Origin of the sequence: Blautia sp. Marseille-P2398, assembly GCF_964240315.1 — a bacterium.
Taxonomy (GTDB): Bacteria; Bacillota; Clostridia; order Lachnospirales; family Lachnospiraceae; genus Blautia_A; species Blautia_A wexlerae.
In genome coordinates, this window is the sequence record NZ_CAXSTD010000021.1 from 1 (window position 1) to 16,323 (window position 16,323).

10 protein-coding genes are annotated in these 16,323 nt (G+C 44.4%); 1 reads left to right on the top strand and 9 read right to left on the bottom strand.

Annotated elements, in window-relative coordinates; all coding sequences use genetic code 11:
- Positions 1 to 120: 120 nt before the first annotated feature.
- The 6 genes from ACESZG_RS17460 to rsxC are packed head-to-tail and all read right to left on the bottom strand — an operon-like array spanning position 121 to position 5,132.
- Entirely contained in the window at positions 121 to 912 is a 792-nt protein-coding gene (locus ACESZG_RS17460; protein WP_022380994.1) for an RnfABCDGE type electron transport complex subunit B, read from the bottom strand.
- Positions 913 to 925: 13 nt separating this feature from the next.
- Positions 926 to 1,501: an electron transport complex subunit RsxA gene (gene rsxA, locus ACESZG_RS17465; RefSeq protein WP_008704334.1), complete on the bottom strand. Its 576-nt coding sequence runs from the start codon at positions 1,499 to 1,501 to the stop codon at positions 926 to 928.
- A gap of 6 nt (positions 1,502 to 1,507) precedes the next feature.
- A complete protein-coding gene (gene rsxE / locus ACESZG_RS17470) occupies positions 1,508 to 2,218 on the bottom strand; it encodes an electron transport complex subunit RsxE (RefSeq protein ID WP_019161483.1) in 711 nt (236 codons plus the stop codon).
- Positions 2,218 to 2,826, bottom strand: a complete 609-nt coding sequence (locus ACESZG_RS17475) for an RnfABCDGE type electron transport complex subunit G (protein ID WP_008704336.1) — start codon at positions 2,824 to 2,826, stop codon at positions 2,218 to 2,220. The genes rsxE and ACESZG_RS17475 overlap by 1 nt, the downstream gene beginning before the upstream one ends.
- Positions 2,823 to 3,800 carry an RnfABCDGE type electron transport complex subunit D gene (locus ACESZG_RS17480; protein ID WP_022380992.1) on the bottom strand — a complete coding sequence of 326 codons (978 nt, stop codon included), beginning with the start codon at positions 3,798 to 3,800 and terminating at the stop codon, positions 2,823 to 2,825. Before ACESZG_RS17480 ends, ACESZG_RS17475 begins: the two co-directional genes overlap by 4 nt.
- A gap of 15 nt (positions 3,801 to 3,815) precedes the next feature.
- The gene (gene rsxC / locus ACESZG_RS17485) at positions 3,816 to 5,132 is read right to left on the bottom strand and encodes an electron transport complex subunit RsxC (RefSeq protein WP_022380991.1); all 1,317 of its coding nucleotides are present in this window, start codon (positions 5,130 to 5,132) and stop codon (positions 3,816 to 3,818) included.
- Positions 5,133 to 5,316: 184 nt separating this feature from the next.
- On the opposite strand from rsxC, the gene ACESZG_RS17490 reads away from it, so the two are divergent.
- Positions 5,317 to 6,342, top strand: a complete 1,026-nt coding sequence (locus ACESZG_RS17490) for a ribonuclease H-like domain-containing protein (RefSeq protein ID WP_055058650.1) — start codon at positions 5,317 to 5,319, stop codon at positions 6,340 to 6,342.
- 14 nt (positions 6,343 to 6,356) lie between these two features.
- Here the strand turns inward: ACESZG_RS17490 and ACESZG_RS17495 are convergent, their stop codons facing one another.
- The 3 genes from ACESZG_RS17495 to ACESZG_RS17505 are packed head-to-tail and all read right to left on the bottom strand — an operon-like array spanning position 6,357 to position 16,322.
- Positions 6,357 to 7,004 (bottom strand): 4'-phosphopantetheinyl transferase superfamily protein, encoded by a 648-nt coding sequence (locus ACESZG_RS17495; RefSeq protein WP_055058651.1) that lies wholly within the window; start codon positions 7,002 to 7,004, stop codon positions 6,357 to 6,359.
- An 11-nt stretch (positions 7,005 to 7,015) separates the two neighbouring features.
- Positions 7,016 to 7,318 carry an STAS domain-containing protein gene (locus ACESZG_RS17500; protein WP_008704342.1) on the bottom strand — a complete coding sequence of 101 codons (303 nt, stop codon included), beginning with the start codon at positions 7,316 to 7,318 and terminating at the stop codon, positions 7,016 to 7,018.
- Positions 7,319 to 7,337: 19 nt separating this feature from the next.
- On the bottom strand, positions 7,338 to 16,322 hold the full coding sequence (locus ACESZG_RS17505) for a non-ribosomal peptide synthetase (protein WP_243252697.1): 8,985 nt from the start codon (positions 16,320 to 16,322) through the stop codon (positions 7,338 to 7,340).
- Position 16,323: the final 1 nt, after the last annotated feature.

Below are 16,323 nucleotides of genomic sequence, written 5' to 3' on the forward strand. Positions count from 1 at the left end.
TTTATTTGTTTTCCAAAGCTCCGTTTTTCGGATCAGCGAAAAACTCCACAATGGCAAACAGGGCTTTGCCCTAACAACAAAAAGAACCGCCATGCCACCGCACAGCAGTTCTTTCTCCCATTACTGAATAATATGTCTCGGACAAACCTCTTTACAAGCCCCACAATTCGTACACTTACTATAATCAATATGCGCACAGAAATTATCAACCGTAATCGCCCCATTCGGGCAAGTCTTCTCACACTTCTTACATCCGATACAGCCAACCTCACACGCCGAAGTAACAGCCTTACCTTTCGCATGAGAACTACACTGCACAAACGTAGTCTGCTCATAGGGCACAAGCTCGATCAGATGCTTCGGACACTTGGCAACACACTTACCGCAGGCCTTACAAGCCTCCTTATCAACAACCGCCACACCGTTCACAACATCAATCGCCCCAAACGGACAGGCCTTCACGCAGCTTCCAAAACCAAGGCATCCATAAGTACAGGACTTCGCACCACCACCGGGAATGAAAGCCATCATCTCACAGTCTTCCACACCTGTATACTCATAATTATCCTTCGTCTTCTCACAGGTACCCGCACACTTCACATACGCCACCTGACGGGCAGTCTCCACAACTTCCTGTCCCATGATCGCTGCGATCACTTTTCCGACAGGCTCACCGCCTACCGGACATCCATTTACAGGTGCCTCACCTTTGGCGATCGCTGCTGCCAGACCATCACAGCCGGGATAACCACAGCCACCGCAGTTATTACCGGGAAGCGCCTCACGAACAGCAACTTCCTTCTCATCCACTTCCACAGCAAACTTCTTACCGGCAACGCCAAGGAAAACACCGATAAAAAGACCTACTGCCGCAACCAGTACAGTTGCCGCGATAATTGCTCCTATATTCATACCAGTCCCCTCCTTAAATCAGTCCTGAAAATCCGAAGAAGGCAATTGCCATCAGTCCGGCTGTCAGCAGAACTGTAGGGAATCCCTGGAAGGATTTTGGAATGTCATTGTATGCGATTTTCTCACGGATACCAGCCATCAGCACGATGGAAATAGTAAAGCCCACTGCTGTTGCAAATCCGTTCACTGTTCCCTGAAGAACATTATACTCTTTCTGCACGTTTGTAAGGGCAACACCAAGAACCGCACAGTTTGTTGTGATCAGTGGAAGATACACACCAAGTGCCTGATACAGGGAAGGCATTGTCTTCTTAAGGAACATCTCTACAAACTGTACCAGCGCCGCGATCAGCAGGATGAATACGATAGTCTGCAGATAAGTCAGGTTCGTAGGAACCAGGATAGCATTGTAAATAATACCTGTCACAAAAGATGACAGTGTAATAACGAAGATGATCGCACCGCCCATGCCGGCTGCTGTCTCAACACTCTTGGAAACACCAAGGAAAGGACAGAGGCCAAGGAACTGGCTGAGGACTACGTTATTTACAATCGCTGAGCTTACAAGTATGATCAAAAGTTCTTTCATAATCCATTACCCCCTTTTTCCCTTACACATGGTATTGCCACAGGCTGCACAGCTTCCGCCGCAATCAGGATTACTTGGATCAATGCCACGTTTGGCTGCACCGATTTTGAATTTGTTCTGTAATGCAGAAAGCGCTGCCAGAACAAAGAATGCTCCGGGTGCCAGGATAAAGATTGTGATCGGTTCATAACCAGCCTTACCTGCTGCAGCATCTGCCAGAGGAAGAATCTGATGTCCGAACAGAGAACCTGCGCCGATCAGCTCACGTACTGCACCGATACAGGTGATACTTAAGGTAAATCCAAGACCCATACCAATACCATCAAACAGAGAGGCAATCGGTTTATTCTTGGATGCATATGCTTCTGCACGTCCAAGGATGATACAGTTAACTACGATCAGAGGAATATAGATTCCAAGGGAGTCATACAGGCTTGGAATAAATCCCTGTAAAAGAAGCTGTACAACTGTTACAAAGGAAGCAACAACTACGATAAATGCAGGCATACGCACTCTGTCCGGAATAAAGTTTCTCAGAAGAGAGATCATTAAGTTGGATGCTGCAAGAATCACTGTTGTAGTAAGTCCCATTCCGATACCATTGGTTGCAGATGTGGTGATAGCCAGTGTAGGACACATACCAAGCATCAGTACAAAGGTAGGATTTTCTTTGATGATTCCGTTATATAAACGTTCAGCAGGTGTGTTTGGTTTCATCACTGATTTCCCCCTTTCTCATACTGGAATGCACATAATCCGGCATTAACACCGTTTGTCATGGCATTCGTTGTAATAGTGGCACCACTTAACGCATCGATCTGATCATCCGCTGTGGCACCGGTCTTTGTATATTCAAATTTATCTACGTTCTTATCTTTGAACTGATCCTTAAATGCATCTGTGTTTGCTCTCATACCAAGACCTGCGGTCTCACCAATGGAAAGAATGGAAATTCCATTTAAGGTACCGTCATCCTGAATACCCATTGCAAACTGGATATCTCCGCCGTAACCCTCGGAAGTGGTTACTGTAAATGCATATCCCAGTTCATTGCCTGAAGCATCTTTGGCAAGCATAGTCTCATCTATGGACTGTGCCGCATATCCGTTCTCATCCAGATAAGACTGCATGGCATCCGCATCCACATCCACTGTCTCAAAGCTGTCCGCATCTGCAAATACTGCCTTATACGCATCCTGTTTCGCCTGTGCTTCCTGCTTTGCAATAGGATCTGCTGTAATATCCTGGACTACACCAAGGGCAAGTCCAGCCACCAGTGTAATCACTGTAATGGCTATGGTATCTTTGATAATTCTGTTACTCATGCCTTTTTGCCCCCTTTCCCAAATGCCGGGTGACGAGTCACACGTTCAATCATCGGAACTAACAGGTTGCAGAAAATGATCGCATAGGATACGCCCTCTGCGGAACCGCCAAAGAGACGGAAGACCGCAGTCAGTACACCAAGACAGACACCGTATACATACTGTCCTCTTGGTGTGATCGGTGTTGTGACATAGTCTGTAGCCATAAACCATGCACCAAGCATAAGACCACCGCCGAAGATGTGGCTGAACAGATAGTTCACGTCAAATCCCTTGCCTGTTCCAAGCATGTAAAGGATTACAAATACTGCGAAACTTCCAATATAGGTAAGCGGAATCTTCAGATCGATCACCTTGAAAACCAGAAGGATTGCTGCTCCGATCAGGATCGCAAGGGCAGAAGTCTCACCGATAGTTCCCTGGATATCACCGATAAACATATGTAATACAGATACAGAACTGTCTGTAAATCCATTCTGTTTCAGAGCTGCCAGAGGAGTTGCACCGGATACAGTATCTACCACACCTCTGAAGCTGTCGCTTACTGCGAAATCTGTCATCTTTCCTGCGAAAGAGATCATCAGGAAACATCTTCCTGCAAGTGCCGGGTTCATGAAGTTCTGTCCCAGACCACCGAAGAGCTGTTTTACAACGATAATCGCAAATGCACTGCCAAGTACAGGCATCCAGAGCGGAATTGATGCAGGCATATTTAATGCAAGTAATAAACCTGTAACAACTGCACTGAAGTCTGTAATTGTGTTCTTCTTATGCATCAGCTTGTCATAAATCCACTCAAAGAATACACTGGAAGCGACGGTGATCACTACTACCAGTAAGGCACGAAGGCCAAAATTATAAATTCCAAACAGTGTGGCCGGCAGAAGCGCCAGTGCCACAAGCTGCATGATTTTGCTTGTTGTCATCTTATCCCGGACATGGGGATTGGATGATACATGTAACATCTGATCCATTACGATGTCCCCCTTTTACTTTTTCTTACGGCTTGCCAGAACCATCTTACGCATAGATTTGATCATCTGGGTCAGCGGACGCTTGGCAGGGCAGATATAACTGCAGCAGCCACATTCGCAGCACTCCATACCATCAAATTTCTGGAAGCTCTTCATGTCACCATGCTCTGCAAAGGTTGCAAGTCTTGCAGGAATGACATGGCCGGGACAGACTCCTACACATCTGCCGCAGTTAATGCATGCAGTCTGTTCGGCATCTGCCACATCATCCTTCTCCAGGCAGAGACATGCGGAGCTTGTCTTAATACATGGTACATGAGTGTCATACATGGCAAATCCCATCATAGGACCACCTGAAATTACTTTGGATACATTGTCTGTCAGTCCGCCGGCAGCTTCTATAAGCTCTGCCATATCTGTTCCGGAAAGGACATCAAAGTTCTGCGGATTCTTAATCCCCTGTCCTGTTACTGTCACGATACGGTCCATAACAGGTTTTCCAAGGATAACGGCTTCATAAACAGCAATTACGGTATCTACGTTGTCAACTACGCATCCTGCATCTGCCGGAAGCATGGCAGAGTTGATCTCTCTGTCTGTGACAGCTTTGATCAGGAAACGCTCACCACCCTGTGGGTACTTGGTCATCAGCTCTGCTACTTCAATACGTGGAATATCTTTTACCATTTCTTTCAGTTTCGCAATACAGTCAGGCTTGTTATCCTCAATACAGATATATCCCTTCGCATTGTCAAAGAGCTTCAGCATAACTCTTAAGCCCTCGATCAGCTTCTCAGAGTCATCCAGCATTCTTCTGTAGTCACTGGTAAGATAGGGTTCACACTCGGCACCGTTTACAAGGATATGATCGATCTTCTCCGGTTCCTTTGGCGCAAGCTTTACCTGTGTGGGGAATCCGGCGCCGCCCATTCCCACTACTCCGCCTTCTTTAATTCTCGCCAAAATCTCCTCTTTCGAAAGATCTTCCAGACGTGCAGGAGTAAATTCCACACTTTCATACTGCTGGTCATTCTCAATGATAATGGAATTGACCATAGAACCTGTTGCTGTCAGGCGCGGTTCGATTCCTTTTACCGTACCGGAAACAGACGAATGGATCGGTGATGAGACAAACCCCGCAGCATCTGCGATCTTCTGTCCTGCGAGCACATGGTCTCCCTTCTGAACTATCGCTGCAGCCGGAGCACCGATATGCTGGGAAAGAGGATATACCATATCTCCCTTTGGCAGATATTTCACTACCGGACTGTTCTTGGATAATTCTTTTCCGTCATAAGGATGAACACCACCCTTAAAGGTTAAAATTCCCATTTCGTTCCCTCCTTTTATATTAAGCACCACCAAAGTGCTCTATTTTTGATAAAATCCATATACTTTTTTGTACATTTTTATCAACCTGTTTATAATATAAACCATTTTTTCAAAAAAAGCACTACCCAAATTTCATTTTCTTGTGTATAATTAAAAACAATTTCAGAAAGGAAAAATTATTAACATGATTGTTAAAAAAATGCCCATTTTACAAGGGTTTCCAGACTTTGAGACTGTTAAATTTTTCACTGGAAAATTCTTCCAAAAATACAATTTTACACCTGTTTTTTACGACATTGAAACCACCGGATTATCAAGAAATTCCACGTATTTATACCTGATCGGAGCTGTTGGAATTGAAGATGAAACTTGGAATTTTTATCAATGGATGGCCGAAAATGCCAGTGAAGAAGAGACAATTCTGAGAATTTTTTCACAATTTCTTCAGCAATATAATTTGATGATTTCTTACAACGGAGAACGATTTGACCAGCCCTATCTGGAAGCACGATATGAAAAATATGGAATTCCCTCTCCGTTTACAGGAAAACAGTCGCTGGATCTCTACCTGACATTAAAACCGTTAAAGTCACTTTTAAAACTGTCTGCCATGAAGCAGCCCTGCATGGAAGAATTTCTGGGGATCAAAGACAGGATTTATGATAATGGTAAGGAATGCATTAAACTTTACAAAGATTTTCTGAAAAAAAGAGATGCCTTTACAGCTGATGAAATCCTTGGACATAACCTGGAGGATGTGCTGGGACTTGGAAGAATCTTTGATATGCTGGGATATCTTTGCATCTATGATGGAGATTATGAAGTTACATACAGTGAATTTGACGGAGACAACCTGATTCTGAAACTGAAGCTCCCCTGCACACTGCCACAGGAATTTTCCAATGGAAACACCGACTTCTATCTGACAGGAAAAGACGAAGAAATCAATTTAATTATCAAAACAACTGACGGGAAACTGAAACAATACTATGCAGATTATAAGGATTACTATTATCTCCCAGAGGAGGATACGGTTATCCCGAAATCTCTCGGATCCGGAATTGACAGAAAGCACCGGAAAGCAGCAACCAGAAATACCTGTTACACCTGGTTTACCTGCTCCGATGCCTTCCTCAGTTCTCCCGTACAGCAGAAGCAATATCTGACATATACGCTTTCCTGTCTGATTGGAACTCTAGAATGCGTCTGAAAAATCCTCTGTGATCATACATAAATATCGTCGAAAACAATTTCCAATGGATTGTGAAGAGAAAAAGCCCTCTCACTGCTGACCGAGAAAATATAACCGTCAAATTCCATTGTCTCAAAAAAGCATGGCCTTTCTGAGGATTTTCCGAGGACAAACCCCTCTTCTGTGGGAACCACTTCAAAAGAATCCAAAGGGAGGCTCATTCCTCTGCCTGTCATTTTCATATAACTTTCTTTTAATGTCCAGAGCGTAAAAAACGCCTTATCTTTGTTCTTCGCAGCCTTGATGTAAGCAAGCTCTGAATGGTAGAAATAATGTTCTGCCACCTCAAGAGGCGCATTGGCATTTTTCTCAATATCGCACCCGACTTCGCAGTCTGACAGCACACCCACAACATAGTCCCCCGCATGAGATACATTAAAAAAAAGGCCATCCACAACCGGCTTTTCATTGTCAGAATATCTCAGGCAGCTTTCCGTAAGCCCGTTTTCATCGAGGATTTTTCTGATGATGATCCCTGCACCCAGACTTCTTTTGCGGTCATCAGGCATACGATACCTGATGACCTTTTCTCTTCTTCTGATCCCAACCAGATCCAGAAGCCTTTCATTCTTAAGCGGATCCTCAAAATGATTAATATTGATCCTGTATAATTTCTGCATCTGATCAACAGTTACTTCTTCTGAATATCGATCTTGCTGTCAAACCCTGTAAGGCTGAATACATCGTAAACCTCATCAGAAACATTGATGATCTTAAATCCATCCTTTTGAGCCATTTTTTTGTAGGCCACGATCACCTGACGTAAGCCTGCAGATGAAATATACTCCAGATTTGTAAAATCAAATACCAGACTTGTGATGCTGTCTTCAAGTCCGGACAGAGCCTCCCCTAACTGGGGAGCTGTCTGTGTATCAAGCCATCCGCTGATTTCCATAGTTGCTTTGTTACCTTCTGTTTTTGTGATAATTTCCATTGTAATTTTCCCTCCTGAATCAATCAAAAAATGTAAGTCTGTCAAGTGCTGCAATTGCATTTTCCAGATATCTGTCATCTGTAACCGGCCATTTATAATCCAGCCTGTACAGAACCTGTGCTGTAAAACGATTGCTGTAATCAATGGTATAGATTTCATTTTCATTATGTGAGGTATAGGCGATCAGTCCGGAAACCGCATCAGAATCCTGACCGGTCTTTGCAAATTCCTTCACTGCTGCCTCAAACTCCTCATCTCTTACAATATCAATCCTGAATCCATAGCTGCGCATTGCGTAGATCAGGTCTGCCATATAAATATGATGGCTGTTACATGCATGGAATACAGTAAATCTCCGGTCGGTCTGAGCCAGTCTCAGAACTGCCAGCGCAGTAGAATCAATCGGTGAGAATTCTGCCACCTCATGCATACCGCCCATAGGGAATTTACCTACAGCCGCATAACCTCTCAGGCTGCGAAGGAATCCATTGGTAATGAAATTAATCTGGAACTCGCCGTCAGAGTTTCGGCTCATCAGATTACCTACCCGGACTACCTTGCCGTCCAGTCCCTCGGAAACTGCTTCCAGAACCGCCCTCTCTGCCAGGAATTTGGTGCGGATATATTCGTTGGTAATATTCTGTCCGATGTACAGATCATTCTCACAGAAAACTCTGGACATTGGCGGAACACCGTCAGAACCCTCTCCCGCAACGGAAACCGTAGAAATCTGGATCAGTCTGCGGCCGTTATTCTTACAGAAATCGATCAGATTTTCCACACCCTGCACATTAATTCTTTCCAGTACATCATCAGCCGCAAAATGCTTTACGCAGGCAGCGCAGTTAATGATGGTGCTGAATTTGTATTCTGAAAATCCTGTTACCTGTTCCTTTGAGGTAATATCCCCATCCACACAGATAATACGGCTTTCAAACAGCTCTTTGTATGGATCATCAAAATAGTACATCAGCATGTTCATCATTCGCTTTTCAGGCGATTCATATTTGCCCTTACGTACAAGACAGTAAACCTTACCGTCATAATTGTCAAGGAATGCTTTAAGGACATGGATCCCCAGGAAACCTGTGGCACCTGTGACCATAATATCTCCCAGCTTTTCCTTTGTGATCCGGTCTGCATTTTCTTCTGTATTTGCGCTGATCACATTCTGGATCCTGTTATAGTTATAATCCGAAAATTCATTCTTGCTCTGTGCAGCCTCTGTAACTCCGTCATCATCAACCAGAGCTGCAAGTTCCCGTACAGTAGGATATTTGAAAATATCCGCATATACCAGTGAAATATTCTTTGACAGACACATAACAGCAACCTTGGATGCAGTAAGGGAAGATCCGCCCAGCTCAAAGAAGTTGTCCTCAATCCCTACTCTTTCAATTCCCAGTGCTTTCTCAAAAATCTCACAGAGTGCTCTCTGAGCTGCTGTAACCGGCTCTACATAGCTGGCAGTGTTCGTGGTTACCTCCGGCATTGGCAGTGCTTTTTTATCAATCTTACCGCCCGGTGTCACAGGCATTTCCTCAATGCTGACAAAGAAAGACGGCATCATATAATCCGGGATCAGCGGCTCCAGGAAGGTCTTCAGTTCATCCTCCGGGATGGCTTCTCCTGTATAATAAGCTGTGATATATTTATTTCCACCCTTTTCAATTACTGTAACGGCTGCATTTTTCACCAGCTCATGTTTCAGAAGGGCACCTTCGATCTCACCAAGCTCCACACGATATCCTCTGATCTTCACCTGTGAATCGATCCGGCCTATGTACTCAATATTTCCGTCACCTTTCATACGGACCATATCACCGGTCCTGTAAAGACGGCTTTCCTGCTCACATACAGCAAATGGATTTTCTACAAACACAGATGCTGTTTTTTCCGGAAGATTATGATATCCTCTGGCAATCTGCCTTCCTGCGTGACAAAGTTCGCCGGACGCACCCACCGGAAGCCGGTTCAGATTCTCATCCACAATGTAGCTGCGCACATTCCGCTGTGATTTTCCGATCGGGATGTTGTCATACTGTCTGTCTACCAAAAACTCTGTGGAAGAAACCGTATTCTCTGTAGGACCGTAGCCATTGATCATCTGATAGGTACGGTTACGGTAATGCTTGAATTTCTCGCCGCCAAGTGTAACAAATTTAAGAGCAGGTGCATCCTCCAGAAGTTCTGCAACCAGTTCTCCCATCTGGGTAGGGAAGGTTACGGTGGTGATCTCTTTTTCCTTTATATATCTGCTTATGGCAATGGCGTCCTTACGGATACTCTCCGGTAAAATATACAGGACTGCTCCTGCGGTAAGAGGTGCAAACAGATCGATCACTGACGCATCGAAACAGAAGCTCGCAAACTCTGCCACAATGTCATCCGGTGAAGTATTTCTGCTCAGTGTGATATATTCGATCAGGTTCAACAGATTTCTGTGCTCGATCATAACACCCTTTGGCTTTCCTGTGGAGCCTGAGGTATAGATCATATAGGCAAGGTTCTCCGGTTTCGGAGAAATAAGCTCTGCAGAAAGTTCAAAATCCTCAGCCTCATCTGACACACTGTCCAGACTGATCACATTTCCGTCATAAAATTCCACAAGATTCTGATACTGATCGATCACAAGGAGATTTCTTGCTCCTGAATCCTTCAGCATATATTCAATTCTGCTCTGTGGATACTCCGGATCCAGAGGAACATAGGCTCCGCCGGCCTTCATAACACCCACATAGGCTACTGTATATTCCTTTGTCCTGCCGCACAGGATACCTGCTGCCTGTTCCGGGCCAAATCCGTTTTCCGTAAGCTTCTGAGCAATATAATCAGACATTCTGTCCAACTCTCTGTAAGTAAAATCTCCGGAGTCATCCCGCACTGCCGGTCTGTCCGGATATCTGGCAGCCATCTCCTTAAACAGATCTATGAAGGTCTTTCCTGCATGTTCCGGAATATCCTCCATCTGAGTTTTTTCCTCAAACATCAGCCGGATATCAGCCGGATCGCATTCCCTTAAGATTCCCTCTGCAGTGGTTTCCAGATTGTCAGCCAGATACCGGATAGTTTCCTCATGGTACATATCCCCTCTGTACTCAATCTCAAAGACAAATCTGTTCTTTTCAATGGAAATGCTGACAGAAACCGGTGCCTTTGCCATGTTCAGGCTGACAGGCTCCTCCTGTGCATATTCCCCGCCAATGGTGTCAAAAGCAAAATTGTCGCCCTGGTAAATAACCATGGCATCTGCCTTAATATCAAACTCATGGCTGATCTGTGAGAAAGGATAAATATCGTTGTTCATGGAATCGATCAGCTGTTTCTGTACACCGCTCAGGCAATCTTTAGCTGTTCCTGAGAAATCGCAGAAAACAGGGAGTGTTTTTACCAGCATACCCACTGTTTCCGAAAGTCTGGAATCGTTTCTTCCATGGTAAATAGTGGTAAATACAGCATCCTTTTTGAAATTATATTTTCCAAGTGTGATACCAAAAGCGGAAATGAAGAATACATTCTCCGTAATTCCATGCTTTTTACAGAATTCCTTCACATTCTGCACGGAAATGGATCTGGTCTCTCTGTGGTAAAGTTCTGCTGTTGGAGCCGCACCGTTTTTGTCCGGATAGAAGCTGATGCTTCCACCTGCATGTTCAAATACTGACTTATAATAATTCTCTGCATTTTTATAGATATCACCTGCCAGGGCATCTCTGTTATCCAGTGCCAGATCATAGGAAGTATAACCTTCCGGTTCCAGCTTCTCACCGCTGTAAGCTCTGTTAATATCATTAATTATAATAGCCAGAGATGTACCATCGGCAACAATGTGGTGAAGGTCCAGGAACAGATAATTGCCATCACAGGTTCTGTAGATTTCAAACCGGAAAAGCTGTTCATTAAACAACATATATGGACGTACCAGAGTGTCTCTGTTCATTCCGTTTAAAATCGGTGTTTTATAACTGAGCCCATCGTTTCGTTTCTGAAGTACATTTCCGTTGTCATCCATAAACAGACGGGTTTTCAGATAAGGATGCGCCTCAACAGTACTGTCAATGGCTTCTGCCAGTCTGTCCAGATCCACCTTGTTATCAAGCTTTAACAGATACGGGATATTGTAAATGGTAGAACCCATATTTGCAGTACACTCAATGAAAATCCCCTCCTGAGTGTTGGTAAGAGGATAACTTTCCTGTACTTCTCTTTTGCTTTCTTTTCCCGCAGTTTTTACAAATTCCTCCATCATTCGGATAGTGGGATGATTCTTAATATCTGAAGTTTTGATCACAATGTCAAAGGCTTTGGAGATCAGGATATTCAGCTTAATGGCAGTGATGGATGTCAGACCTGCCTCATAAATATCTGTGGTAATCCCAAAATCCGTATACCCCAGAACCTCTGCGATACAGTCAAATAATATCTGCTGAACCTCATTCTCAGGCTTAATGATCTCCGCTGCTTTTTTCTCAGGCAGAGGAAGAGCCTTTTTATTTACCTTCTGGTTCTGGTTCAGAGGAATTTTGTCAATCTGCATGGTAACTGCAGGTACCATATAGGCAGGCTTTGTCTCTTTAATAAAATCATTCAGGGCATTGATATCAACAGTGCTGTCCGATACCACATAGGCAGCAATATATTTTCCACCATTTGGATCATCAAAGGCAACTACAGTGGCATCCCTGATGCCCTCATATCTGCGGATCACTTCCTCAACCTCAGAAAGCTCAATCCTGAAACCTCTGATCTTAACCTGGGAATCCTTTCTGCCAATGATCTGGATATTTCCATCCGGAAGAAATCTTGCCACATCACCTGAATGATACATCACTTCGTATCCCGGTGTATCATCATAAAGATTCTTTGTATAGACCTCGGCAGTTTTTTCCGGCTTGTTAAGATATCCTCTGGAAACCTGCCAGCCGGTGATCATCAGCTCTCCGCATGCACCGGGAGGAAGCATATGCCCCAGCTTGTCTGTAATATAAAGCTTCACATTGTCAAGTGCTTTTCCGATCGGGACATTTGGATAATATTTGTCCACTTCAAATACAGTCGTAAAAATAGTCGCTTCTGTAGGTCCATAAGCATTGATAAACTTATAATCTTTTGGCGGCTCACATGGAACCAGTTTCTCTCCTCCTACAGAAAGATATCTCAGGCTCTTACAATCCATCTCCAGCGCAAACTGCCTTCCCACCTGAGTAGTCATAAAGGAATGCGTGATGCCATTTTCCTCAAAATAGCGCTGCAGTCCAATGAAATCCAGACGGATCTCCTCCGGAATAATGTGAAGCTGTGCACCGTTTGTGATGGCACCGTAAATATCCATCATGCAGGCATCAAAACCAAAGGAAGCATATGCAGCTACCCTGGAATCCGAATCTATGCCATAATACCTCTTGAACCAGTGACAGAAAGCAGTAATATTTCCATATTCCAGCATACAGCCCTTTGGCACACCTGTGGAACCGGAAGTATACAAAAGGATAAACAGATCATGCAGCTGCGGCTTCTTAAGCACAACATCCCTATCCTCCATCTGCCAGATCTGATCTGTAAACAGCACCGGTCCTTTATATCCGTCTACCAGAGGAAGAAGCTCTCTGTCAGCAATGAGAAGCTTTGCAGAGGAATCCTCCATCATGTACATCAGGCGGTCCCTGGGATAGGTTGGATCCAGAGGCTGGTAAGCTGCACCTGCCTTTATCACGCCCATCGGCGCGATCGCCATATATTCACAGCGGGGGATCAGAATGGAAACAACATCCTCACTGCCGATTCCCTGGGATGCGATATATTTTCCAAGTCTGTCGCTGATCTCATCCAGTTCTCTGTAAGTATATTTTTTATCCTTAAATACCACAGCCGTATGGTCAGGAATGGTCTGTACCAGCTCCTCAAACATATCAGCGATGGTCTTACTTCTGTCATATTCGCAGGCAGTATTATTAAATTCCGCAATTTTGTCCGCTCCATTTTGGGAAAGAACAGAAACTTCCGAAATATATTTTGCTTTCAGCAGGGAATCCATAGCTGCCTCATAGGATTCCAGCATTCCACGTACAAAGGCTTCACTGTACATGTCACTGCGGTATTCTGCAGTAAGCACATATTTATGATCGTATTCTCTTACCTGGATCAACAGAGGCATCTTTGACATATCCGGAGAAAGGTCATGGCCCCTGGCAACAGTATCACCGATCGGGAAATCATCCCCAAGCTCTGCCTGATATGCAAATACCAGATCAGAATTAATCCCGTACTTTGCACAGATATCAGAGAACGGAAAAATATCATTTGCCATGGAAGACAGAATCTGCTCAGAGAGCTCTGTCATATAGGCCTGTATGGTGACTTTCGGATCACAGGAACAGTAAACCGGCAGAGTCTTTACAAGCATGCAGACTGTATTCTCCAGTCTGGAATCATTTCTTCCATTATAAATAGTTGCAAAAAGACTCTCCTCGGAATTGGAATATCTGCTCATGAGAATGCCGAATACACCTGTAAACAGAATGTTTGGAGTAACCCCCAGCTTCTCGCAGGCAGAAAGTACCAGAGACTCTCCGGTGTCCACAGGCATCGACAGATATCCTCTCTCAGGAGTCTTTCCTGAGCAGTCAGGAAGAGGCAGGGATTCTGTCTCAATTCCCTCGAAAATACTGTCATAATATTTCTCGGCCTTCTTATATTTTCCCTCTTTCATCTGCTGTTCTTCATCAAGGGCAGCATCAAAGCCTGTGTAGGATTCTTTCTCCAATTTCTCACCCAGATAGGCCCGATCGATATCCTCAAAAATAATATCATAGGAATTACCATCTGCCAGGATATGGTGGAAATCTGTAAAAAGATATTTCCTGTCTTCTGTCACATAAATCCCCGCCCGGAACAGCCGTCCCTTTTCCAGCTTAAAGGGACGCACCAGCTCATCTTTTATCTTTTCAAACTGCTCATTTGTGGTCCGGACCACCTCTGGTACAAAGGCTTCCTCACAAGGCTTCTGCACCATCTCTCCGCTGTCACTTAAATAAACCTTTGTCAGCAAATACGGATGTGCAGCGATCATCTGAGAAATGGCATCTGACAGCTTCTGAACGTCAACAGAGCTTTCCAGTTCAAACAGGAACGGAATATTGTATACCGTACTCTCAGGATTCTTCATGCACTCTGCAAAAATACCCTTCTGGGAGCCGGTAAGAGGGTAAACTTCTCTCTTTTCATAGGTTCTGATCTTCGGTGCAAGCATCACATATTTTTCCAGTTTCTCCACCGTATTGTTTTCGTGAATATCACTGGTTTTCACAGTCACTCCGAATTCCTCTGAGATCAGAATACAAAGCTTCATGGCACTGATAGAAGACAGCCCCGCCCTGTAAAAACTTGTGTCAGTTCCAAAAAAATCATTCTCCACAACGTCTGCAACGATTTCAAAAATCTTCTTCTGCATAGGAGTCTGGGGTTCTTTCAGATTCTTTGGCTGTGCAGCCGGCTTTGGCAGTGCTTTCTTATCAATTTTGCCATTCTGTGTCACAGGCATCTTTTCCAGTTGGACAAAAACCTCAGGAACCATATAATGAGCCAGGGACTCTGATGCATAGGCAGAAAGCTCCTCTGTATTGATCTGGCGGTCAGCCATAAAATAGCAGCAGAGGAATTTGTTATCTACAGGCAGAGTAATGCTGGTAATGATTCCCTCATAGGAATTGATCACTTCCTCGATCTCACCAAGCTCAATCCTCAGACCGCGAAGCTTGATCTGATTGTCTATTCTTCCGAAAAATTCAATCTCACCCTCAGGGCTGATCCTTGCAAGGTCACCGGTCTTATAAGCTCTCTCTCCGTTAAGATCAATGAATACAGCCTCTGTTTTATCCGGCAGATTCATATAACCTCTGCCAACGCCCAGTCCTGCGATCACAAGCTCTCCGGTCTCTCCGTCCGGAAGGATCTTATTCTCTTTATCTACAATATATACCTTCACATTACCGTTAGGCGTACCAATGGTAATGTTTCTGCTGTCCGTAATTACCTTCATGGTACAGCTGATGGTAGTTTCCGTAGGTCCATAACCATTCATAATGTAAGCATCCGGGTTTACTCTGCGAATCTTGTCATACAGAGCCGGAGGAAAAGCCTCTGCACCTACATCAAACACCTTAATCTGAGAAACTGCTTTTTCAAGCTGGGGCAGATCGATCATATTGGACAGGTAAGTAGGAGTTGTGGTCATAATATCCACTTTATTTCTGACGATCAGCTCACCCAGCATAAGAGGATTCAGAATCTCCTCATCAGAGGCGATCACCGCAGTCATCCCGTTGGTAAGTGGCAGAAATTCCTCCAGAACAGACACATCAAAGGTCATGGCTGCCATGGAAAGAGATACACTTCCTCTGCTTACATAACCATAAGTTTCCGCATTTTTCGGATCCGGATTTACAAAATTGGCAAGGTTGATATGTTCGATCAGCACACCCTTGGGCTTGCCTGTGGAACCGGAAGTATAGATACAATAACAAAGATCATGCTCCCCGATCTTTACCTGAGGATTCTCTGCATTCTCATTCTCCAGAAGTTCCTCGATCAGAAGTACTGTACAGGGAAGCTTAGCAAACAGTTCCCTTCGTTCCTCTGCGATCTCCTTTGTTGTGATAATAAAAGGAGCTCCTGAATCCTCAAAAATATACCGGATCCTGTCATCAGGATAATCCGGTGTGGCAACTGCAAATGCGCCTCCTGCCTTCAGGATACCCTGTCGCACTGCATAGAAATCACAGCATCTCTCAAGAACCACACCTACGATAGTCTCCCGTCTGACACCTTTTTCCACAAGTGCATTGGCAATCCTGTTGGCCCGTTCGTTGAGCTGTGCATAGGTGAAGCTCTCTTTGCCGGAGACAACTGCACATTTCTCCGGATGAAGCTTCACCTGTTCCTCGAACAATTCTGTTACCGGCCGAAACTCAAAAACAAAATTGTTCCTTTCATTAATATTTTTCATT

Coding starts and splice junctions, on each gene's coding strand:
- ACESZG_RS17460 (WP_022380994.1), bottom strand. CDS start 912: ATGAATATAGGAGCAATTATCGCGGCAACTGTACTGGTTGCGGCAGTA.
- rsxA (WP_008704334.1), bottom strand. CDS start 1,501: ATGAAAGAACTTTTGATCATACTTGTAAGCTCAGCGATTGTAAATAAC.
- rsxE (WP_019161483.1), bottom strand. CDS start 2,218: ATGAAACCAAACACACCTGCTGAACGTTTATATAACGGAATCATCAAA.
- ACESZG_RS17475 (WP_008704336.1), bottom strand. CDS start 2,826: ATGAGTAACAGAATTATCAAAGATACCATAGCCATTACAGTGATTACA.
- ACESZG_RS17480 (WP_022380992.1), bottom strand. CDS start 3,800: ATGGATCAGATGTTACATGTATCATCCAATCCCCATGTCCGGGATAAG.
- rsxC (WP_022380991.1), bottom strand. CDS start 5,132: ATGGGAATTTTAACCTTTAAGGGTGGTGTTCATCCTTATGACGGAAAA.
- ACESZG_RS17490 (WP_055058650.1), top strand. CDS start 5,317: ATGATTGTTAAAAAAATGCCCATTTTACAAGGGTTTCCAGACTTTGAG.
- ACESZG_RS17495 (WP_055058651.1), bottom strand. CDS start 7,004: ATGCAGAAATTATACAGGATCAATATTAATCATTTTGAGGATCCGCTT.
- ACESZG_RS17500 (WP_008704342.1), bottom strand. CDS start 7,318: ATGGAAATTATCACAAAAACAGAAGGTAACAAAGCAACTATGGAAATC.
- ACESZG_RS17505 (WP_243252697.1), bottom strand. CDS start 16,322: ATGAAAAATATTAATGAAAGGAACAATTTTGTTTTTGAGTTTCGGCCG.